The sequence below is a fragment of the Sphingobium sp. TCM1 genome, from assembly GCF_001650725.1.
Classification (GTDB): Bacteria; Pseudomonadota; Alphaproteobacteria; order Sphingomonadales; family Sphingomonadaceae; genus Sphingobium.
Window position 1 is genome coordinate 28,913 of sequence record NZ_LXVX01000039.1, and the last position, 21,613, is coordinate 50,525.

General features: G+C 67.5%; 21 protein-coding genes. 2 read left to right on the forward strand and 19 right to left on the reverse strand.

The annotated features are described in order from the left end of the window. Positions 1 to 33: 33 nt before the first annotated feature. Complete coding sequence (locus A7Q26_RS20710; RefSeq protein WP_066863884.1) at positions 34 to 453, forward strand: GtrA family protein; 420 nt, start codon at positions 34 to 36, stop codon at positions 451 to 453. 66 nt (positions 454 to 519) lie between these two features. On the opposite strand, the gene fdhD is transcribed toward A7Q26_RS20710, so the two are convergent. The 6 genes from fdhD to A7Q26_RS20740 form a co-directional block, all read right to left on the reverse strand. Next, a complete protein-coding gene (fdhD, locus tag A7Q26_RS20715; protein WP_232313886.1) occupies positions 520 to 1,323 on the reverse strand; it encodes a formate dehydrogenase accessory sulfurtransferase FdhD in 804 nt (267 codons plus the stop codon). Next, a complete protein-coding gene (locus tag A7Q26_RS20720; RefSeq protein ID WP_066863886.1) occupies positions 1,320 to 1,553 on the reverse strand; it encodes a formate dehydrogenase subunit delta in 234 nt (77 codons plus the stop codon). Before A7Q26_RS20720 ends, fdhD begins: the two co-directional genes overlap by 4 nt. A gap of 10 nt (positions 1,554 to 1,563) precedes the next feature. After that, positions 1,564 to 4,425, reverse strand: a complete 2,862-nt coding sequence (fdhF, locus tag A7Q26_RS20725; RefSeq protein ID WP_066863889.1) for a formate dehydrogenase subunit alpha — start codon at positions 4,423 to 4,425, stop codon at positions 1,564 to 1,566. Continuing rightward, positions 4,422 to 5,996 carry a formate dehydrogenase beta subunit gene (locus A7Q26_RS20730; protein WP_066863892.1) on the reverse strand — a complete coding sequence of 525 codons (1,575 nt, stop codon included), beginning with the start codon at positions 5,994 to 5,996 and terminating at the stop codon, positions 4,422 to 4,424. Before A7Q26_RS20730 ends, fdhF begins: the two co-directional genes overlap by 4 nt. Further along, positions 5,993 to 6,445, reverse strand: a complete 453-nt coding sequence (locus tag A7Q26_RS20735; protein ID WP_066865196.1) for an NAD(P)H-dependent oxidoreductase subunit E — start codon at positions 6,443 to 6,445, stop codon at positions 5,993 to 5,995. Before A7Q26_RS20735 ends, A7Q26_RS20730 begins: the two co-directional genes overlap by 4 nt. Positions 6,446 to 6,555: 110 nt before the next feature. Next, positions 6,556 to 7,458, reverse strand: a complete 903-nt coding sequence (locus tag A7Q26_RS20740) for a LysR family transcriptional regulator (RefSeq protein WP_066863895.1) — start codon at positions 7,456 to 7,458, stop codon at positions 6,556 to 6,558. Positions 7,459 to 7,518: 60 nt separating this feature from the next. Here A7Q26_RS20740 and mobA point away from each other — a divergent pair, with 60 nt between their 5' ends. Further along, complete coding sequence (gene mobA, locus A7Q26_RS20745) at positions 7,519 to 8,055, forward strand: molybdenum cofactor guanylyltransferase (protein WP_066863898.1); 537 nt, start codon at positions 7,519 to 7,521, stop codon at positions 8,053 to 8,055. A gap of 53 nt (positions 8,056 to 8,108) precedes the next feature. On the opposite strand, the gene cobA is transcribed toward mobA, so the two are convergent. The 13 genes from cobA to A7Q26_RS20810 all read right to left on the reverse strand — a co-directional run bounded on the left by cobA (position 8,109) and on the right by A7Q26_RS20810 (position 21,609). Then, positions 8,109 to 8,891, reverse strand: coding sequence for a uroporphyrinogen-III C-methyltransferase (cobA, locus tag A7Q26_RS20750; RefSeq protein WP_066863901.1), 783 nt, complete (start codon positions 8,889 to 8,891; stop codon positions 8,109 to 8,111). Then, the gene (locus tag A7Q26_RS20755; protein ID WP_066863905.1) at positions 8,878 to 11,496 is read right to left on the reverse strand and encodes a nitrate reductase; all 2,619 of its coding nucleotides are present in this window, start codon (positions 11,494 to 11,496) and stop codon (positions 8,878 to 8,880) included. The genes cobA and A7Q26_RS20755 overlap by 14 nt, the downstream gene beginning before the upstream one ends. A gap of 112 nt (positions 11,497 to 11,608) precedes the next feature. Next, positions 11,609 to 11,944: a nitrite reductase small subunit NirD gene (nirD, locus tag A7Q26_RS20760; RefSeq protein ID WP_066865199.1), complete on the reverse strand. Its 336-nt coding sequence runs from the start codon at positions 11,942 to 11,944 to the stop codon at positions 11,609 to 11,611. A 5-nt stretch (positions 11,945 to 11,949) separates the two neighbouring features. Next, positions 11,950 to 14,457: a nitrite reductase large subunit NirB gene (nirB, locus tag A7Q26_RS20765; RefSeq protein ID WP_066863908.1), complete on the reverse strand. Its 2,508-nt coding sequence runs from the start codon at positions 14,455 to 14,457 to the stop codon at positions 11,950 to 11,952. 261 nt (positions 14,458 to 14,718) lie between these two features. Next, positions 14,719 to 15,963 (reverse strand): nitrate/nitrite transporter, encoded by a 1,245-nt coding sequence (locus A7Q26_RS20770; protein ID WP_066863911.1) that lies wholly within the window; start codon positions 15,961 to 15,963, stop codon positions 14,719 to 14,721. Between the two features lie 215 nt (positions 15,964 to 16,178). Continuing rightward, a complete protein-coding gene (locus tag A7Q26_RS20775; protein ID WP_066863914.1) occupies positions 16,179 to 17,393 on the reverse strand; it encodes an ABC transporter substrate-binding protein in 1,215 nt (404 codons plus the stop codon). Continuing rightward, the gene (locus A7Q26_RS20780) at positions 17,390 to 17,971 is read right to left on the reverse strand and encodes an ANTAR domain-containing response regulator (protein ID WP_066863917.1); all 582 of its coding nucleotides are present in this window, start codon (positions 17,969 to 17,971) and stop codon (positions 17,390 to 17,392) included. Before A7Q26_RS20780 ends, A7Q26_RS20775 begins: the two co-directional genes overlap by 4 nt. 132 nt (positions 17,972 to 18,103) lie before the next feature. Continuing rightward, positions 18,104 to 18,724, reverse strand: coding sequence for a MarC family protein (locus A7Q26_RS20785; RefSeq protein ID WP_066863920.1), 621 nt, complete (start codon positions 18,722 to 18,724; stop codon positions 18,104 to 18,106). Then, positions 18,721 to 19,392 (reverse strand): YybH family protein, encoded by a 672-nt coding sequence (locus A7Q26_RS20790; RefSeq protein ID WP_066863922.1) that lies wholly within the window; start codon positions 19,390 to 19,392, stop codon positions 18,721 to 18,723. The genes A7Q26_RS20785 and A7Q26_RS20790 overlap by 4 nt, the downstream gene beginning before the upstream one ends. Beyond that, on the reverse strand, positions 19,389 to 20,285 hold the full coding sequence (gene folD, locus A7Q26_RS20795; RefSeq protein WP_066863925.1) for a bifunctional methylenetetrahydrofolate dehydrogenase/methenyltetrahydrofolate cyclohydrolase FolD: 897 nt from the start codon (positions 20,283 to 20,285) through the stop codon (positions 19,389 to 19,391). Before folD ends, A7Q26_RS20790 begins: the two co-directional genes overlap by 4 nt. Beyond that, positions 20,282 to 20,605: a DUF167 domain-containing protein gene (locus A7Q26_RS20800; RefSeq protein WP_066863928.1), complete on the reverse strand. Its 324-nt coding sequence runs from the start codon at positions 20,603 to 20,605 to the stop codon at positions 20,282 to 20,284. Before A7Q26_RS20800 ends, folD begins: the two co-directional genes overlap by 4 nt. Next, positions 20,602 to 20,892 (reverse strand): YggT family protein, encoded by a 291-nt coding sequence (locus A7Q26_RS20805; protein ID WP_066863932.1) that lies wholly within the window; start codon positions 20,890 to 20,892, stop codon positions 20,602 to 20,604. The genes A7Q26_RS20800 and A7Q26_RS20805 overlap by 4 nt, the downstream gene beginning before the upstream one ends. A 150-nt stretch (positions 20,893 to 21,042) precedes the next feature. Next, the gene (locus tag A7Q26_RS20810; RefSeq protein ID WP_066863935.1) at positions 21,043 to 21,609 is read right to left on the reverse strand and encodes a DUF1993 domain-containing protein; all 567 of its coding nucleotides are present in this window, start codon (positions 21,607 to 21,609) and stop codon (positions 21,043 to 21,045) included. Positions 21,610 to 21,613 lie beyond the last annotated feature (4 nt).

Consider the following 21,613-nt stretch of genomic DNA (forward strand, 5'->3'; position numbering starts at 1 on the left):
GAGGCTGCGCGTCAAAGCGCAACGGGGACCATCATGAAATTCGCGCAGCGGCTGTCGCCCGAACATCGGGCGCTGTTCTGGCAGATCGTCCGCTATGGCCTGACCGGCCTGTTCGTCACCGCCTGCCAGGCCGGCATCTACTGGTGCCTCGCCGCGCTTGCGGGGCTGCATGTCCAGATCGCCAACCTGATCGGCTATGGCGCGGCGGTCTGCATCGGCTATGTCTCGCACAGCGCCATCACCTTTCGCGGCCATGGCCAGGCCGATGACGGCCACGCCGCGCGCGGGGCGCGGTTCGTCGCCGTCTCGCTGGTCAGCTATGCGCTCAACGCGCTCTGGGTCTGGTTGTGCGTCACCCATATGGGCTGGCCCGCATGGTCGCCCATCCCCCCCATGATCTTCGTGACGCCGGGGATCGTCTTCCTGCTCAACCGGCAATGGGTGTTTCGCTAGACCCGTACCATTACCGTCATTCCCGCGAAGGCGGGAATGACGAATATTTGCCTGGCTTTCAGCCCTTCACCCCGGCTCCCGCGCCAGCAGGGCATCGGACCGGGCCAGCACCACCAGCGGCAGACCCGCTTCCGCCGCCCGATCGGCCGCCAGCCGCGTCGGCGCGGAAATGGTGACGAGCAGCGGACAATCGGCCAACGCCGCCTTTTCCACCAGTTCATAGGAGCAGCGCGAGGACAGCAGCGCGAAGCCGCCGTCCCAGCCCGCGCAGGCGCGCATCATCGCGCCGACCAGCTTGTCGAACGCATTGTGCCGGCCGACATCCTCCCGCACCAGCCGGATCGCCCCGTCCGCCCCGACCCAGGCGGCGGCATGGGCCGCGCCGGTGGCGGCGTTCAACGGCTGATGATCGCCGAGCGCGGCGAGCGCGCGGAAGATCGCCGCGCGATCCGCCCGCGTCGCCGCGCTCACGCGCGGCAGCGGCCGGATCGCCTGCTCCAGATTCTCGATCCCGCACAGGCCGCAGGCGCTGTCGGTCGCCCGGTGGCGCACCCGGTCCAGCAGCGCGCCGGTGCGTTCGGGTGGCAGCGTGGCGCGGGCGATGATGCCCTGCGCGGTGCGATGCACGTCGACATCGAACGGCGCATCCTCCGGCCCGATCAGCCGTTCGGCCAGCGCAAAGCCCAGCACCAGATCGTCCAGATGTTGCGGCGTCGCCATCAGCACGGCATAGCCAATGCCGTTGAATTCGATCGCGACCGGCACTTCTTCCGCCAGCGCGCGCTCGACCGCCTGCGTCGCGCCATCGGGCGTCAGCCGATCGAAGGACAGGCGGACAAGCGCCGTTTCCTGCTCCAGCAGATCGGTCAACGGGCGATCCGGCGGACGGCCGCGGCCGCGATCGGCGACAGCGCATCGGGCTTCTCCGCCGCGAGCAGCCCGATCCGCGCGCGCATGTGCGGGTCCCAGAAGCTGGCGATATGGTCCGCCGTCGCCGCGACCGCTTCCGCCTCGCCCTGCGCCGCCAGGTTGCGGGCAATCTGGTTGGCCATGTAGATCAGCCGGTCGCCGGTCGACATGACATCATTTTCGTCGCTCATCCCCGCGATCCTATTCGGCTGCTTCCAGCGGCGCAATGCGGCGGCTGTGGCGGGCCTGCTCGGCATAGTCGCGCTGCCAGTCGCTCGGCCCGTTGGACGCCGACACCTGCACCGCCGTCACCTTATATTCCGGGCAGTTGGTGGCCCAGTCCGAATAGTCGGTGGTGATGACGTTGGCCTGCGTTTCGGGATGGTGGAAGGTGGTGTAGACCACGCCGGGCGCGACCCGTTCGGTGAGGATCGCGCGCAGCGTCGTTTCCCCCGCCCGGCTGCGCAACGTCACCCAGTCGCCATCCTTGAGACCGCGATTGTCGGCGTCGCTGGGATGGATTTCCAGCCGGTCCTCCGGGTGCCAGGCGGTATTGGCGGTGCGCCGGGTCTGCGCGCCGACATTATAATGGCTGAGGATGCGCCCGGTGGTCAGCAGCAGCGGGAAGCGCGGCCCGGTCTTTTCATCCGTGGGCACATAGTCGGTCACGACGAACTTGCCCCTTCCCCGCACGAAGCCGTCGATGTGCATGGTCGGGGTGCCGTCGGGCGCGGCATCATTGGCGGGCCATTGCAGCGATCCTTCCGCGTCCAGCCGGTCATAATGGACGCCGGCGAAGGTCGGGGTGAGCGCGGCGATCTCGTCCATGATCTGCGAAGGATGATCGTAGGTCCAGTCGAGGCCCATGGCGTTCGCGACCAATTGCACGATCTCCCAGTCGGCATAGCCCTGGCCATTTGGGCCATTGAGTGGGGCCATGACCTTGCGCACCCGCTGGATGCGGCGTTCGGCGTTGGTAAAGGTGCCGTCCTTTTCGAGGAAGGTCGATCCGGGCAGGAAGACATGCGCGTAATTGGCGGTTTCGTTGAGGAACAGGTCCTGCACCACCACGCATTCCATCGCCGCGAGGCCCGCCGCGACATGATGGGTGTTGGGGTCGGACTGGAGGATGTCCTCGCCCTGGATGAACAGCCCCTTGAACGTCCCGTCGGTCGCCGCGTCGAGCATGTTGGGGATGCGAAGGCCCGGCTCGCTGTCGAGGGCAACGCCCCAGGCGGTTTCGAACAGCTTGCGGGTGGCATCGTCCGACACATGGCGATAGCCGCTATATTCATGCGGGAAGCTGCCCATGTCGCAGGCGCCCTGCACATTATTCTGGCCCCGCAGCGGGTTCACGCCCACGCCCTCGCGCCCGATATTGCCGGTGGCCATGGCGAGGTTGGCGATCGCCATGACGGTCGAGCTGCCCTGGCTATGTTCGGTGACGCCAAGGCCATAATAGATCGCCCCGTTCCCCCCGGTCGCGTAGAGCCGCGCGGCGGCGCGCACCGCGTCGGCCTTCACCCCGGTCAGCGGCTCGATCGCTTCGGGAGAGCGGGCGGGTTGCGACACGAAGTCCGCCCAGTCCACGAACTCGTCCCAGTCGCAGCGTGCGCGGATGAACGCCTCGTCATAGAGTTTCTCGGTGACGATCACATGCGCCATCGCCGTCAGCATGGCGACATTGGTGCCGGGGCGCAGGGGCAGGTGATGCTCCGCCTCGATATGGGGCGACTTGACCAGATCGGTGCGGCGCGGATCGACGACGATCAGCTTCGCGCCCTGACGGAGGCGCTTCTTCATGCGCGACGCGAATACCGGGTGCCCGTCCGTGGGATTGGCGCCGATCACCAGGATCACGTCCGACTGCATCACGCTGTCGAAATCCTGCGTCCCCGCCGACGTGCCGAAGGTGGTCTTGAGGCCGTAGCCGGTCGGCGAGTGGCAGACGCGGGCGCAGGTATCGACATTGTTGTTGCCGAACCCCTGGCGGATCAGCTTCTGGACGAGGAAGGTTTCCTCGTTGGTGCAGCGGCTGGACGTGATGCCGCCGATGCTGCGCGTGCCATATTGCGCCTGGATGCGGCGGAACTCCGACGCAGTATGGGCGATCGCCTCCTCCCACGACACTTCGCGCCACGGCTCGTCCACCGATGCGCGGATCATGGGGTTGAGGATACGGTCCTGATGCTGGGCATAGCCCCAGGCGAAGCGGCCCTTGACGCAGCTATGGCCGCGATTGGCCTTGCCTTCCTTCCACGGCACCATCCGCACCAGTTCCTCGCCCCGCATTTCCGCGCGGAAGGTGCAGCCGACGCCGCAATAGGCGCAGGTGGTGACGACGGCGCGGTCGGGCGTGCCGACCTCCACCACCGCCTTCTCGATCAGGCTGGCGGTCGGGCAGGCCTGAACGCAGGCGCCGCAGGACACGCATTCGGAGCCGAGAAAATCCTCGCCTTGCGAAGCGGCGACTTTGGATTCGAATCCCTTGTTCTCGATGGTGAGGGCGAACGTCCCCTGCACCTCCTCGCAAGCCCGCACGCAGCGCGAACAGACGATGCACTTGCTGGGATCGAAATCGAAATAGGGGTTCGACTGGTCCTTCGCCTGCCCCATGTTGGTCGCGCCGTCATAGCCGTAGCGCACGTCGCGCAGGCCGACCGCCCCGGCCTGATCCTGCAATTCGCAGTCGCCATTGGCGGCGCAGGTCAGGCAGTCGAGCGGATGGTCGGAGATATAGAGTTCCATCACCCCGCGCCGCAGCTGCTTGATGCGATCGCTCTGGGTGCGGACCACCATGCCCTGCGCGACCGGCGTGGTGCAGGAGGCGGGATAGCCATTGCGCCCCTCCACCTCGACCAGGCAGAGGCGGCAGGAGCCGAAACTTTCGACGCTGTCGGTCGCGCAGAGTTTCGGGATGGAGCCGCCCAGCAGCGAGGCGGCGCGCATGATGCTGGTGCCTTCGGGCAGGGTGACGTTCTGGCCGTCGATGGTCAGGGTGACGCTGTTGCCGGTGGCGAGCGCCGGTGGGGTGCCATGGTCGGTTTCGCGGGAAAAGCTCATTCCGCGGCCTCCTTCAAAGGCGCAGAAGCGCCGAAATCCTCGGGGAAATGGTCGAGCGCGCTCAGCACCGGATAGGGGGTGAAGCCGCCCAGCGCGCAGAGCGAGCCATATTTCATCGTATCGGCCAGGTCGCGCAGAAGGGCGGTCTGCGCGTCGAGCGAGGTGTCGATACGAGCGGGGGAACGGGAATAGAGCGCCTTGTCGAGATAGCCGCCGACCGCTCCACCCGCGCCTGACGGTGCGGCATCGCGCGCACCGATGATCCGGTCCATGATCTCCACCCCGCGGGTCGATCCGATGCGGCAGGGGGTGCATTTGCCGCAGCTTTCCACCGCGCAGAACTCCATCGCAAAGCGCGCCATATGCGCCATGTCCACGCTGTCGTCGAACAGGGTGATCCCGGCATGGCCGATGAGGCCACCCGCAGCCGTAAACGCTTCATAATCGAAGGGCAGATGGAACATGGACGGCGGGAAATAGGCGCCCAGCGGCCCGCCCACCTGGACCGCGCGCACCGGGCGACCGCTCGCCGTGCCGCCGCCGATGTCGTTCACCAGCTCGCCAAGGGTGATGCCGAAGCCGATCTCGTAGAGGCCGCCATGCTTCACATTGCCCGCCAGCTGCACCGGCATGGTGCCGCGCGACTTGCCGAAACCGACCGCCGCATAGGCGTCTGCTCCTTGGGCCAGGACGAACGGCACGGCCGCCAGGCTCAGCACATTGTTGATGACGGTCGGCTGGCCGAACAGACCTTGCAGCGCCGGCAGGGGCGGCTTGGCGCGTACCTGGCCTCGCTTGCCCTCGATGCTGTCGAGCAGCGCCGTTTCCTCGCCGCAGACATAGGCGCCCGCACCCTCGCGCACCTCCAGCACGAAGGGCGCGACCAGATGCGCCGACGCGTCGATCGCCGCGCGCATGGTCGTGATGCAATAGGGATATTCGGAGCGGATATAGATATAGCCATGGCCCGCACCCACCGCATGGGCTGCGATCGCCATGCCCTCGATCAGGCAGAATGGATCGCCTTCCATCAGCATCCGGTCGGCGAAGGTGCCGCTGTCGCCCTCATCGGCGTTGCAGACAATATATTTCTCGGCGCCGGGCGCATCCAACACCGTCTGCCACTTGATGCCGGTGGGGAAGCCCGCGCCGCCACGCCCGCGCAGGCCCGACGCCTTGACGGCGTCGACCACGGCCTGTGGCGACTGCGCCCGCGCCGCGGCCAACCCCTGCCAGCCGCCATGCGCGGCATAGTCGGCAAGGCTCAGCGGATCGGTGATGCCGCAGCGGGCGAAGGTGAAACGCTGTTGCGAGGCGAAGAAGGGCAGCGCCTCCACCCGGCCCAGCCGCGCCGCGTGCGTGCCATCCAGTATCGCCGCCACATCCCCCGGCCCGACGGGACCGAAGCCGATGCGGCCTTCGTCCGTCTCCACCTCGACCAGCGGCTCGATGCTGAACAGCCCGCGCGACCCGGTCCGCACCACATTGCAGCCGGCGTCGGCGAAGGCGCGTGCCACATCGTCCGCGCCGAGCGCGACGGAGGCCATGTCGCGACTCACGAACACCCTCATGCCGCCACCTCCAGCGCGATCCGCTCCAGCGCGGCGGCGTCGATTCGCGCCACCGGCCGGCCGTCGACCAGCGCATTGGGGCCGATGGCGCACAGGCCCAGGCAATAGACCGGCTCCAGGGCCACCTGCCCGTCGCCGCGCGTCTCGCCCATCGCCACGCCCAGACGCTGCGCCGCCGCCCGTTCGATCGCCGCGCCGCCGCGCGCCTGGCAGCTTTCCGCGCGGCACAGCTTCACCACATGGCGGCCGGGCGCCGCGCGGCGGAAATCATGATAGAAGGTGACGACGCCATGCACGTCCGCGCGGCTGAGGTTCAGCGCCTTCGCAATCGCCGGGACCAGCGCATCGTCGATATGCCCCGCCTCCGCCTGCACTGCATGGAGCAGCGGCAACAGCCGATCGCGCGTCGCGCCATGGCGCGCGGTCCACTCCGTGACAAAATCTTCCATCATGTCCTGCATCCCTGGCCTGCTGTCCTGGCCCGATTTTGGCCGCGATCCTGCGCCCGCGCGGCCGAGGGGTCAAATCGAAGCCTGCCATGGCTGATAGAAGAATCCTATCAACCGACCCGAAATCCCGGCGGCAGGCGCAGTTCGCGCGCGACTCCCAGCACCGCCTGCGCCAGCGGTCCCATCGGCGCGCTGTCCGACACGATCACGCCGACCCGGCTGCCCTCCCCCATATCCGGCAAGGGGCGCGTGCGCGCCCAGGCCAGCCCCTCCAGCAGTGTCGCATGACTGTCCGGAATGATCGAGCAGAGCCGCCCCTGCTGCACCAGCCCGAGCAGCGCGACATAGCTGTCCGCCGTCACCAGGGGTCGCAGCGCCAGCCCACGCTCGGCCAGCCGTGCGTCGAGAATCCGCCTGTTCTGCATCCCCTGATGCAGCAGGCAGAGCGGCAGCGTGGCGAGAGCCGCCCAGTCGAGCGGGTCGGGAATGGGCACGCCCGTCACCGCGCTCACCAACATGGTCCGCTCGACATAGAGCGGGACGGAGAGGGCATGGGCGGGCGGCTCGAAATCGAGATAGGTCAACCCCGCGTCCAGCTCGAACGCCGCCAGTTCGCGCTCGATCTGCCGGGATGTCAGCGCCCGCACCGAAATATTCAGCCCCGGATGCCGCGCCAGCATCGCTGCGGCGAGGCAGCCGATCGCGGGCATGGCGGCGGGGATCGCGCCCAGTCGCAGTTCGCCCTTCAACGGCCCGCGCGCCGTTTCCGCAGCCTGCCCCAGCGCCTCCGCCGCTGCCACCAGTTGCCGCGCCCAGGGCAGGATCGCCTCCCCCTCCGCCGTCAGCCCGGCATATTTGCGGTCGCGCCGGATCAGCCGCTTGCCCAGTTGCGCCTCCAGCGTCGCGATGCCGGCCGACAGGGTCGGTTGCGACACATGGCATTGGGCCGCCGCCCGCGCGAAATGGCCTTCGCGCTCCAGCGCCAGGAAATATTCGACGAGGCGGGTCTGCATATATCTGCTATAGTGCAGCCAGTCCCGTCTTTATAGAGGGCGACTATCACGGAGGCGGATATGCGCAACGGACCGATATTGGGCGCCGTTCTGGCCGGTGGACACTCCAGCCGTTTCGGCAGCGACAAGGCGCTGGCCCTGCTCGACGGAAAAAGGCTGCTCGACCATGCCGTGGCGGGGCTGGCGCCCCATGTGGCGGAGGTGGTGATCTGCGGCCGCCCCGACACCGAAGGCGCCGGGCTGGCCGACCGGCCGCATTCCGACATGGGACCATTGGGCGGCCTCAACGCGGCGCTGCACCATGCGCTCAGCCACGGTTTCGTCGGCGTGCTGACCACCGGCTGCGACATGCCCTATTATCCCGCCGACCTGCCCGCCGCGCTGATCGGCGACGGCGCCGCGATCCTGCAAGGCCAGCAACTGCTCGGCTGGTGGCCCACCTCGCTGGCGTTCGAACTGGACGCCCATCTGGGCGAGGAGAATAACCGCTCCATCGCCGGGTGGCTGGACCGCATCCATGTGCGGGTGGTGGAGATGCCGGGACTGGTCCTGCCCAACATCAACCGGCCGGAGGATCTGGCTAGCCTTTCCTCCTGACTCCATTCGGGCTGAGCCTGTGCCGACAGGGCGAAACGGACTTGAAGTCGGCGCTAAGCCGGCAACGCCACGCTCGCTGCCACGTCCGTCGGGCAGTGCGTGCCCGCCACCGCCTCCCCAATCAGCAGCAGGGTCGGGTCTTCGTCACTGATCGTCGCCACCAGGAAGGCGAGCGCAGAGAGCTTCCCCCGGATCAGCCGCTCGCTGGGCAGCGAGACATTGACCGCCACCATCACCGGCGTTTCGGGATCGCGCCCGGCGGCGATCAGCGACCGGCTGATCTCGCCCGCCGCCGCCCGGCCCATATAGATGCCGAGCGTCCCGCCCGGCCGCGCCAGCGCTGCCCAGTCCAGCTTGAGCGGCTCCCCGGCATTGAGATGTGCCGTCACCAAGGTCAACCCGCGCGCCACGCCGCGCAGGGTGAGCGAGGCATGGCCGCTCGCTGCCGCCGCGCTGGCCGTGGTGATGCCGGGGCAGATGCGGAAGCGCACGCCGTCGCGCGCCAGATGCTCCATCTCCTCCGCCGAGCGGCCGAACACCGATGGGTCTCCGCCCTTCAACCGCACGACGCGCTTGCCCGCCTTCGCCGCCGCCAGCAGCAGGTCGTTGATGCTGTCCTGCGCCTTGGAGTGGCGGCCCGAACGCTTGCCGACGCTCACCTGTTCGACACCCGTCGGGATCAGGTCCAGCACGCCCGGCCCCACCAGCGCGTCGTAGAATATGATGTCGGCGGCGGCGATCAGCTTTTCCGCCTTGCGGGTCAGCAGGTCCGGATCGCCCGGTCCCGCGCCCACCAGCCAGACTTCACCCGGCGCGATAAGGTCATTCGGCTGCATGGAGCGTCTCCTGCGTGGATTGGGCTTGAGCGAGGATATTGGCGATGGCGGGGCGGCACGATCCGCAATTGGTCCCGGCGCCCAGCGCCTTGCCCACGGCGGGCACGTCGACCAGTTGCTGGTCGCGAATCGCGGCAACGATCTGGTTCAACCCGATGTCGAAGCAGACGCAGATGGTCGCGCCCTTGTCCGGCTGGCTGCCCGGCCCGCGCGCGGCGAGCACCGAGCCGCCCACCCCTTCGACCTCCAACTGGCGGATCAGCCAGTCGCGCGAGGGCAGCAGGCCGGTGCGCGTCACGAACAGCACGCCGCGCAGCCTGCCCTCGCTGATGATCGCGACGCGGCGGGTGCCACGGGTCATGTCCATGGCCTCGACCCGGTCGCCCTTGGGCAGGAACGCCTCCAGCCGCGCAGGATCGCCATTGCCCGCGATCTCGTAGAGCGCGCCGCCCGGCACGCTGATCTTCGTCGCCCAGAGGCACGGCAGCCGCACCGGCTCCGCCCCGCGCAGGATGAGGAAGCCCTTCCACTCGGTCGCGACCTTCTCGACGCTGGCCGGGGTCGACTTGAAACCCGGCTGGCCCGAATGAGGATCGACCAACGGGCGCGGCAACAGGCCGGTGCGGCCGCCGCTGCTGGTCTGGTCGGTCCAGTGGATCGGGGTGAAGATCTCGCCCGGCCGCTGGCCGTCGCTCACGCGCACGCGGAAGATGCTGTTGCCCTGCGCGGTCTGGACCCGCGCCAGATCGCGGTCGACGATGCCCAGTTCCTCGGCGTCGCGCGGGTGGATTTCCACCAGCGGCTCCTCGCGGTGGCGCGCCAGCTTGGGGGCCAGGCCGGTGCGGCTCATCGTGTGCCACTGGTCGCGATAGCGCCCGGTGTTGAGCGTCATCGGCCACTGTTTCAGCGGCTCCTGAATGTCCATCTGCTTCGTCAGCACCAGCCGCGCCTTGCCGTCGGGCGTCGTGAAGCGACCATCGGCAAAGACCCTGCCCCCGCCCCAGCGGAACGGCTCCATCGCGTCATAGGCATCATTGCCGATCGTCGCCTGTGCCCGCAGGTTGAGCAGCCGCGCACCGTCATTCTGATAGGCGGTCAGGCGCGCATGTTCGCGCCAGATGTCGGCGGGCCGGTCATAGGCGAAGGCGTTGCGCCAGCCCATGCGGCGCGCGACCTGCGTGACGATCCACCAGTCGGGCTTGGCCTCGCCGGGCAACGCCAAAAAGGGGCGCTGGCGGCTGACGGTGCGGTCCGAATTGGTGACGGTGCCGTCCTTCTCGCCCCACCCGGCGGCGGGCAGGCGGACATCGGCATGGGTCGAGCTGTCGGTATCGGCCATGATGTCCGACACGACGAGGAAGGGAACCGCCTCCAGCGCCTCGCGGACCCGGCCAGCGTCAGGCAGCGAAACGGCGGGGTTGGTCGCCATGATCCACAGCGCCTTGATCCGCCCTTCGTTGATCGCGCGGAACAGGTCGACCGCCTTCAGCCCCGGCTTGGTCGCCATCGTCGGCGCGGCCCAGAAGCGGCCGACGCGCGCGACATTGTCGGGCGCGAAGTCCATATGCGCCGCCAGCGTCGAGGCAAGGCCGCCGACCTCGCGCCCGCCCATGGCATTGGGCTGGCCGGTGATCGAGAAGGGCGCCGCGCCCGGCTTGCCGATGCGGCCGGTGGCCAGATGGAGGTTGATGATCGCGTTGACCTGATCGGTCCCGCGGATCGACTGGTTGATGCCCTGGCTGAACAGGGTGACGGTGCGCGGCGTGGCGGCGAACAGCTTGTAGAATTGTTCCAGCAGCGCGGGCGCGATGTCGCAGGTTTTCGCCGTAGTCCACAGATCGTGGCCGTCGCGGATATGCTCCCAGAAGCCTTCGGGGGCGTTCACATGATCGGCCATATAGGCCGGATCGGTGATGCCCTGCGCCGCTACCCATGCGAGCAGCCCGTTCATCAGCGCGACGTCGGTGCCGGGCTTCACGGCCAGATGCAGGTCCGCGCCCTCGCAGGTTTCGGTGCGGCGCGGGTCGATGACGACCAGCTTCGTGCCGCGCGCGGCACGGGCGGCCTGGATGCGCTGATAGACGATCGGGTGGCACCAGGCGGTGTTGGACCCGACCAGGACGATCAGGTCCGCTTCTTCCAGATCGTCATAGCTGGCGGGCACCACATCCTCGCCGAATGCCCGGTTATGCCCGGCGACCGCGCTCGACATGCACAGGCGGCTATTGGTGTCGATGTTCGCCGAACCGATAAAGCCCTTCATCAGCTTGTTGGCGACATAATAATCCTCGGTCATCAACTGGCCGGAGACATAGAAGGCCACGCTGTCCGGGCCGTACCGTTCGACGGTTTCGCGAAATTTCTTCGCGACCAGGTCCAGCGCCTTGTCCCAGCTGGCGCGCTTGTTGCCGATCATGGGATGCAGCAGCCGACCGGTCAGCCCCACCGTTTCGCCCAGATGCGTGCCCTTGGAGCAGAGGCGCCCGCCATTGGCCGGGTGCGCCTCGTCGCCCTTGATGATGACCGATCGCGGCCCGGTCGGCGTGGCCGAAATGCCGCAGCCGACGCCGCAATAGGCGCAGGTGGTGCGGATGGCCTCTGTCATGCCTTACCTCTTGATCCAAAAAGGGAAAACTGGGTGGAGGCGCGTGCCGCAAGGGATGGCCGGCACCCATCCTCCACCCCGGCCCCTGCCGCCAGCGACAGGGACCGAAAGCTCATGCCGCCGCCTTCAGCGCGGCGGGGCGAGCGATGAGGATGCGGTCGCCATCCTGCCTGACCGCGATGGTCGGGGTGCAGCCCTCGTCCGCGCCCTGCGCCTCGCCGGTCTTGAGCGCGATGTTCCAGTTGTGCAGCGGGCAGGCGACGCTGTGGCCGTGGACGATGCCCTGGCTCAGCGGCCCCTTCTTGTGCGGGCATTCGTTGACCAGCGCGAAGATCTGGTCGTCGCCGGTGCGGAAAACGGCGATTTCCTTCTGCCCTTCGATCTGCACCGTGCGGGCGCCGCGCTGGGGAATGTCGGCCAGCGTTCCGATGTCGATCCAGTCGGTCATGTCGTTCACTCCGCTGCGATGGAGATGGGCTGGAGATGCTGATGCAGCTCGGCATGTTGGCCAGCGGCGCGCTCGGCCCAGGGATCGTCCTGGCTGAAGCTTTGCGAATAGAGGAAGCGGGCGCGCAGTGCTTCCCGGCCCGCCTCGTCCTCGACGATCCGGCTCTTGATATAGTCGACGCCGACCCGCTCGATCCAGGGCGCGGTGCGCTCCAGATAGCGCGCTTCCTCGCGATAGAGCTGGATGAAGGCGGCGCAATAATCGAGCGCCTCCTGCTCGGTCGCGACCTTGCAGAGCAGGTCGGTGGCGCGGACATGGATGCCGCCATTGCCCCCGACATGCAGTTCATAGCCCGAATCGACGCATACCACGCCGAAATCCTTGATCGTCGCCTCCGCACAGTTGCGGGGGCAGCCCGATGCCGCGATCTTGAACTTGTGGGGCATCCACGACCCCCAGGTCATCCGCTCGATCTTGACGCCAAGGCCGGTCGAATCCTGCGTGCCGAAGCGGCACCATTCGGACCCGACGCAGGTCTTCACCGTGCGCAGCGACTTGCCATAGGCATGGCCCGACACCATGCCCGCGGCATTGAGGTCGGCCCAGACGGCGGGCAGGTCTTCCTTTTTGATGCCGAAAATGTCGAGGCGCTGGCCGCCGGTGACTTTCACCATCGGGGCGTCATATTTCTCGACCACGTCCGCGATCGCGCGCAGCTCGCGCGGGTTGGTGAGGCCACCCCACATGCGCGGGACGACCGAGTAGGTGCCGTCCTTCTGGATATTGGCGTGCATCCGCTCATTGACGAAGCGGCTCTGCTGGTCATCCTGATATTCGCCCGGCAGCGCGCAGAGCAGATAATAGTTGAGCGCAGGGCGGCAGGAGGAACAGCCGTCCGGGGTCGACCAGTGCAGCAACTGCATCACCTCCGGGATCGAGCGCATATTCTGCGCCACGATCTCGCGACGGACATCGTCATGGGTGAAGCTGGTGCATTTGCACATCGTCTTGGGGCCGGACTTCACCTCGTCGCCCAGCACCACGCTAAGCAGATTCTCGACCAGACCGGTGCAGCTGCCGCAGCTGGCCGACGCCTTGCACCCGGCGCGAACCGCGTCGAGGGAGCAATTGCCCGCTTCGATGCAGGCGACGACCTGGCCCTTGCTGACGCCGTTGCAGCCGCAGATCTCGGCATCGTCCGAGAGCGCCGCAACGGCCGCCTTAGGGTCCAGCGCGCCCCCTCCCGAGGCGAAGGCCTGGCCGAAGATCAACAGGTCGCGAATGTCGCTGACATCCTCTTCGCGCTTCAGCAGGTCGAAATACCAGCCGCCGTCCGCCGTGTCGCCATAGAGCACCGCGCCGACGATCCGGTCTTCCTTGACGATGACCCGCTTGTAGACGCCGCGCGACGCATCGCGCAGGACGATATCCTCGCAACCTTCGCCACCGGAGAAGTCACCGGCGGAGAAAACGTCCAGCCCGGCGACCTTGAGCTTGGTCGACGTGACCGAACCCTTGTATCCGCTGTGCTGGTCGGTCAGGCCGTCGGCCAGGCTGCGGCACATGTCCCACAGCGGCGCGACGAGGCCGTAGACATTGCCGTCATGCTCGACACACTCGCCGACCGCCAGCACGTCGGGGTCGCTCGTGACCATGTGATCGTCGACCTTGATGCCGCGATTGACCTCCAGCCCCGCTTCGCGGGCCAGCGCCGTCGACGGGCGGATGCCCACCGCCATGACGACCAGGCTCGCCGGGATTTCGCGGCCGTCCTTCAGACGGACGCCCTCGACCTTGCCGTCGCCATAGATGGCTTCGGTGTTGGCGCCGGTCAGGATGGTCTGGCCGCGTGCCTCCAGCGCGCTCTTGAGCAGCCAGCCGGCGGCCTCGTCGAGCTGCCGCTCCATCAGCGTGTCCATCAGGTGGATGACCGTCACCTTCATGCCGCGCAGGGTCAGGCCATGCGCGGCTTCCAGGCCCAGAAGGCCGCCGCCGATCACGACCGCGTCCCCGCCCGCATCGGCGGCGGCAAGCATGGTGTCGACATCCTTCATGTCGCGGAAGCTGATGACGCCGGGCAGATCCTTGCCCGGAACCGGGATGATGAAGGGATCGGAGCCGGTGGCGATCAGCAGCTTGTCATAGCCCATGGTGCGACCCGAGTGGCTCGTGACGGTCTTGGCGGTGCGGTCGATCGCCGTCACCGGATCACCCGCGATCAGCTCTATGCCATTGTCGGCATACCATTCGCGCGTGTTGATGATGATGTCGTCGAAGCTCTTTTCGCCGGCCAGCACCGGCGAGAGCATGATGCGGTTATAGTTCACATAAGGCTCTGCGCCGAAGATGGTGACGCGGTAGCGTCCCGCATCCCGCGCCAGCAGTTCCTCGACCGCCCGGCAACCGGCCATGCCGTTGCCCACGACCACCAAATGTTCACGGACATCCTCGAACGGCACCAGGATGTCGTCCTGCGCCTCCGTCCGATCCTCGTCCTTGACCTGAAACTCCATCCCTGCGTCTCCGGAAAAGAAAAAACAAAAAGGCCGCCATCCGGACCCCCGGTTCGAAAACCGAAAGTCTGGATGGCGGCCTTGCCATCATTTGCGCCTTGCTGATCCGTCCCTGGACCAGTGCGGCTATGGTAGGAAGGACAACCTCGTCCTTTGCACTGCAACATAAAGCGAATCGTCGGCCAGCTCAAGCGATTCCACGCCGCGCTGGCGAAAAAGCTGGGGCGGCGGTCCGTAACGGCCGCCGCCCTCCTCTCCAACTCAGATGCGCGCGCCGGTATTCCAGGTCGCACGCCACTTGGTCTTGACCAGCGCGACGCCCGCAAAGGCCAGGATCGCAAGGCCGGCAAAGATCAGGAAGCCCGGCGCGAAGCTGCCCGTGAACTGCTTGGCGATGCCCAGCGAACTGGCCAGGTAGAAGCCGCCAATGCCGCCCGCCATGCCGACGAGGCCGGTCATGATGCCGATTTCCGCCTGGAAGCGCTGCGGCACGAGCTGGAAGACCGAGCCATTGCCGGTGCCCAACGCCAGCATCGCCATCACGAACAGGCCGAGCGCACCGACCAGCGTGGTCGAATAGGCGACACCCGCCAGCGCCAGCGCGGCGACGACATAGACCATCATCAGCGCCTTGACGCCACCGATCCGGTCGGCCAGCGCGCCGCCCATCGGCCGCACCAGCGACCCGGCGAACACGCATCCTGCGGTGCAATATCCCGCGACCACCGGGGTCAGGCCGAACTGGTCGGTGAAGTAGATCGGCAGGCTGGCGGCGAGGCCCACGAAACCGCCGAAGGTCACCGCGTAGAAGGCCATCAGCCACCAGGCATCGGCCTGCTTCAGGGGCGCGAAATAATCGACCAGCTTCTTGGGCGCGGGCGCGTTGGGCGCGTCCTTCGCCATCACCATATAGGCGATGAACACGATCGTCAGCGGGATGCAGGCCAGGCCCAGCACCGAATTCCAGCCGAACAGCTTGGCCAGCCCCGGCGCGAACAGCGAGGCAAGCACCGTGCCCGAATTGCCCATGCCGGCCAGACCCATCGCCTTGCCCTGATGTTCGGCCGGATACCAGCGGCTGGCGAGCGGCAGCGCGATCGCGAAGCTCGCCCCGGCAAAGCCCAGGATCACGCCCAGCGCCAGCGTGCCGGCGAAGCTGTCGATCCCCGCCATCCAGGCGGTGAACAGCCCGGCGATCACGATCACCTGGCTGATGGCGCCCGACATTTTCGGGCCGATGCGGTCGACCAGCAGGCCGTTGACCACGCGCAGCAGCGCGCCGGCCAGCGTCGGCGTCGCGACCATCAGCCCCTTTTCGGCGGGGGTCAGGGCCAGCGTCTTGGAAATCATCGGCGCCAGCGGACCCAGCAGCACCCACACCATGAAGGCGAGGTCGAAATAGAGAAAGGCGGCGATCAGCGTCGGCGTGTGGCCGGCCTTCCAGAAGCTCGTCGCGGGCGCGGGCGCCCGGCCCTCTTCCTCGCGATCCCAATAAGCGGTTGCCATGCTACGTCCCCAATTAAAGCAAATGGACATGAAAAAAGCCGCAGGCCGGACATCACCATGGGGTGAGCCCGGTCAGCGGCTTTGCTGTAAAATCTGGTGAGGAAACGCGATCCCCACCTTGGGACGGCGCATCCGATTTACGTGCGCTTCATCGCGCGACTCCGATAGTATCTCGCGATTCGCGCCATGTTGCAAGGCACAAAAATCAAGGCCGCTCAGCGCGGCTGCGCGAACCCCGCCAGGAAATCGTCGATCTTTTCCGGATCGAACACCCGCCCGTCGAAAAACCGGTCCGGCCCCAGGGTCAGTTCGCCCCGGCGCGATCCCACCGCCAAGGGCAGGTCGACCGCCCCTTCCAGCTTCATGCTGGCACCGGGCATCGGCACGTCGCTGTCCGCCAGCGCGCGGCGGAAAATGTCCGGACGGAACACCGCCCCGGCCTTCGCCGCGGTCGCGGCGTCATGCGCCACCATGTTCCAGCGCACCAGCTGCGAATAGATCCACAGCGCCTGGCTGCGCCAGGGAAAGGGCGTCGCTTCGCGGCTGAACAGCATGAAATCAGGATTGGCGATCGCCGGCTCGCCCGCCCGCGCGACGATCCGGCCGCCCAGCGCGCGCAGGATCAGCTCGGCGGGCTGGTCGACATAGCGCGCCGCCGCCATCAGCTCGGCCAGCGCCGCATGGTTCGCCGGATCGTCGCACCAGGCCGCCGCCCGCGCCAGCGCGCGCAGCAACCGGTCGACAGTATCGGGATTTTCCTCCAGCCAGGGCTCGCGGAAGGCCAGCACCTTCTCCACGCCGCGCCGCCAGATGCGCTCGCCGATCGCCGCCGTCTCCGCCAGCCCCGCCTCCACCGCCGCGCTGCCCCATGGCTCGCCCGCGATGAAGCCGTCAATCTCGCCCGCGCGCATCGCCTCTACCGTCAGCGACGGCGGCAGCACGCGCAGCACCACATCCTTGTCCGGGTCGACCCCCGCGCTCGCCAACCAGTAGCGCAGCATGATCGCATGACTGGAAAAGCGATGGACGACGCCGATCACCGGCTTGCGCCGCCACAGGCCGATCGCGGCGGCGAAATCATGCGCGGTGCCCAGCGGGTCGGCCAGCCGCGCGGCGACGTCCGGCTCCAGCGCCTTGGCGAAATCGGTCGCCATCACCAGCATGTTGCCGTTGACGTTCAGCTTGTAGGGCGCGGCCAGCGGCGCGGCCTGCTGGCTGAGGCCCAGCGTCACGGCGACCGCCAGCGGCGCCAGCATGTGCGCGGCATGGACCTGCCCGAACACCAGCCGGTCGCGCAGCGTCGCCCAGCTGGTCGTCCGCACCAGCTGGAGCGCCAGCCCCTCCGCCTCGGCAAAGCCCTGCTCGCGCGCTGCGATCAGGACAGCGGCGTCGGTCAGCGGCAGGAAGGCGATCTTCAGTTCGGTCGTCATAGCCCTCCTCCCAGCAGGTCGCTGGCGGTGATCAGCGCCTGCGCCACGTCCACGATCTTCTTGCCCTGGTTCATCGCGCTCGACCGCAGCAGCGCATAGGCATCCTGTTCGGAAAGGCCGCGCTGGTTCATCAGGATCGACTTGGCGCGGTCGATGATCTTGCGGTCGCTGAGCGCGGTGCGGGCCTCGTCCAGCTCGGTCTGGATCTTGGCGAAGGCGTTGAAGCGCCGCACCGCCAGTTCCAGCACCGGCTTCACCCGCTCCTTGCGCAGGCCGTCGACGACATAGGCAGACACGCCCGCGTCGATCGCCGCGCCGATCATGCTGTCGTCCGACTGATCGACGAACATGGCGATCGGCCGGGCGAGCGCGCGGCTGACGGTCAGCATCTCCTCCAGCGTGTCGCGGCTGGGGCTGCCCAGGTCCATCAGCACCACGTCGGGCGCCATGCGCTCCAGCCGCGCGACGAAGGCGCCACGCGGCGGGACGATGTGGATATCGTCATAGCCCGCCTCGCGCAGCCCCTCCTCCAGGACGGTCGCGCGAAGCCCGCTGTCGTCGATGATGACGATTCGCATCTACCCTGCCTCTCTCGCCCCGTAACTGACCGCGATGCTGCGCCGCGTCAATCGGCGCGGCGGAATGCGAAGCCACCCCTGTCCGCGTCCACGCCCCGGTTCCCCGTCTCCAGGCCCGGCGCCCCCCGCCGCCTAGAAGCTCGCCTTGATCCCGTCGATCACGAACTGCGCCGCCAGCGCCGCCAGCAGAACGCCCAGCAGCCGCGTGATGACTGCCTCGATCTTCCGCCCCAGCAGCGCCATCAGCGGCCCAGCCGCCAGCAGCGATCCCAGCATCAAAGCCAGCGTCAACACCACCGCGCCCAGCACGACGCCGCGTTCGGCGATGCCATTGGCGCGCGACATCAGCAGCATGACCGTGGCGATCGATCCCGGCCCGGCGATCATCGGCATTGCCATGGGAAAGACCGACACATCCTCGACATGCGGCTCTTCGGCGTTCAGCTTCTGCGCCCGGTCCTCGCGCCGCTGGGTGCGCTTTTCGAACACCATGTCCATCGCGATGATGAACAGCATGATGCCGCCCGCGATTCGGAAACTGTCGAGCGCGATGCCCAGCACGCCCAGCAGCTGCTTGCCCCACAGCGCAAAGACCAGCAGGATCGCCGCCGCGATGCCGACCGCGCGGATCGCCATCGCGCGGCGCTGCGCCTGGCTCGCGCCGGCGGTCAGGCTGGCATAGATGGGAGCGCAGCCCGGCGGGTCGATCACCACGAACAGGGTGACGAAGGCGGAAAGGAAAAGTGCGATCATGATCCGGCCACTCCGCTCGCCTGCACCCTGTCGTCGATCACGGTTTCATAGGTTTCGCCGGTCCACATCTTCACCGTGACGCGGCGGCTCAGGTCGGGCGCGACATCGGCGCTCCAGACCAGGCTCTCGTCGGGCGGCGGCGGCATGTCGCTCCCCTTCCCCGGCTTTGCGCCCGGCGGCGGTCCGTCCGGGCGGGCGCCGCGCTTGCAGGTGGCGACCTTGCCCGTCAGGAACTCGGGCACGGCGCGGGGCGCGGCCAGCCGGTCACCATGATCGAGAATCCACTGCCAGCGCCCCTTCCTGTCGCGCCGCCAGATCGTCGTGAAATAGCCGGCCGATCCGTCCGGCCGCGTCCAGTTGCCGGTGCTGGCGGCCAGATTGCCGTCACAGGAGACATGGACGATGGACGGCGCCCAGCTCACCGATGCGGGCGGGTCGGCCTGCGTCTTCAGCCAGTCCCTGGCCAGCACCTTCTGCGGCACGAACATCACAGCGTCGTCGGCCGCCGTCGCGCGGAAGGCGGTCCATTGCCCCTTTTCCTGCGCCAGCCGGTTGAAGGCGATTTCCGCCGCGATCACCGAACTGGGATCGGGCTGGAAGCGCATCGGGGGTTTCGCGGCGACCAGCGCGAAGAGGCTGGCGGTCAGGAGCGCCAGCCGCCCCTTCACAGCCCCTCCGGCTTCGCGAGTCCGGCGCGGGCATGGGCGGCGACCAGCGTGTTGCGCAGCAGCACCGCGATCGTCATCGGGCCGACCCCGCCGGGCACCGGGGTGATGGCGCGGACATGGGCCAGCGCCTCGGCGGTGGCGACGTCGCCGACAATGCGGCTCCTGCCCTCTTCCTCGGTATCGGCGACGCGATTGATGCCGACGTCGATCACGGTCGCACCGGGCTTGATCCATTCGCCCTTGACCATTTCCGCGCGGCCGACGGCGGCGACGACGATGTCGGCGCGATGGACGACGCTCGCCAGGTCATGGGTGCGGCTGTGCGCGATGGTGACGGTGCAGTTTTCCGCCAGCAGCAGCTGCGCCATCGGCTTGCCGACGATGTTGGAGCGGCCGACGACCACCGCCTCCATGCCGCTGAGGTCGCCCAGCTCATCCTTCAGCAACATGATGCAGCCCATCGGCGTGCAGGGCACCAGCGCCTCCTGCCCGGTCGCCAGCCGTCCTGCATTGACGACATGGAAGCCGTCCACATCCTTGGCCGGGTCGATCGCGCCGATCACCGCGGCCTCGTCTATATGCCGGGGCAGCGGCAGCTGGACCAGGATGCCATCGACCCGCTCATCATGGTTCAGCTCCTCGATCAGGTCGAGCAGGTCGTCCTCGCCGATGCTGTCGGGGCGCTTGAACTCGAAGCTCTCCATGCCGACCGCGACGGTCATCTTGCCCTTGGAGCGGACATAGACGCTGCTTGCCGGGTCTTCGCCGACCAGCACGACCGCCAGGCCCGGCTTGCGGCCGGTCCGTTCGGTGAAGTCCGTGACGCCGCTGGCAATCTTGTCGCGCAGTCCCGCCGCGAAGGCCTTGCCGTCAATGAGCTTGCCGATGGTCATGTCTTTTCTACCCATGTATCGATAAGGGCGACGAGGCGCGCCGACGCGCGTCCTCCGCCGATGATCCTCAGCCGCTTTAGCCGGTTGGTGTCGCCCGATTCCAGCAAAATCGCCCCTTTGGGCCAATCCAGCCGTTTCGACAGCAGGGCAATCAACGCGCCATTGGCCCTGCCCTTTTCCGGTACCGCGCGCACGCGGGCCGACAGCCAGCGCGCGCCGTGCGCGTCGGTCCAGCCGCCGCCCAAGTCATCCTTCGCCGCTCCGGGGGTCAGCCGGACGCTCAGCAGCAGGTCGTTGCCGGCCTGCGTCCAGACGGTCACACCATTCCGAAGAGCGGCGGCAATATGGCCTGGCGGATGATGAGGATGGCGAGCAGCACGACCATCGGCGACAGGTCGAGCGCGCCGAGGTCCGGCATCACCCGGCGGATGGGGTTATAGATGGGCGCGGTCATCCGGTCGAGCGCGACCATGACGGTGCGGACGAAATCATTGCCCATGTTGACGACATTGAAGGCGATCAGCCAGCTCATGATCGCCTGGATGATGATGATCCACCACAGCACATCCAGAAGGATGACGATGATCTGATAGAGGGCGTAGGACACACAGGTCTCCGTAGGATGCTTGGACGCCGCTCTAGCCGAGGCAGCCACCTCGCCACAAGCCTAGCGTGTCGCAACAATGGTGCGACGCAAAATCCACCAACGACAGGACAAATTCTGCCGCCGGGGCCGGGCCACCCCCGCTTGCGGCTATCAGGCTGCGGGAAGCGTGCCGGGCCGGACATGGCCCAACATATGTGTTACATAGTCGGCTTTCCCCAGCGCCACCCCCTGCGCCCGCAAGATCGCGTAGGCCGTCATGAGGTGGAAGTAGAATTGGGGCAGCGTCCAGTCCCGCGCATATTGTTCGGCCGTCAGGTCCAGAACCATGCCGTTGGGCAGCGCGTGCGCGATCGCCGCACTGGCATCCATGTCCAACGCGTCGGTCGGCAGTCCTTCCAGCAGGGCGACGGTTTCGGCGATCCGGGCCTTGGCGTCGACGATCGAACCGGGGCGTTCCCCCGCGTCGCGCCCTTCGTTCAACAGCGCGTCCAGAGATGCCGGAAACGGCTCGCCCTGCAATCGACACACCGCTTCCCACGCCTGCACGCAGGCAAAGCGGATCTGCGTGGACAGTGGAAACATGTCGGGCGCCAGCCGCGCCGACAGCAAAGCCTCCGCATCGGCGGCAGAACATTGCGCCTGCGCCTTGTCCAGCCAACCCGACAGCGTCTTCAACATCTGCACATAGGTCGGCACGAGAAATGTGGTGAGCGTCATGACG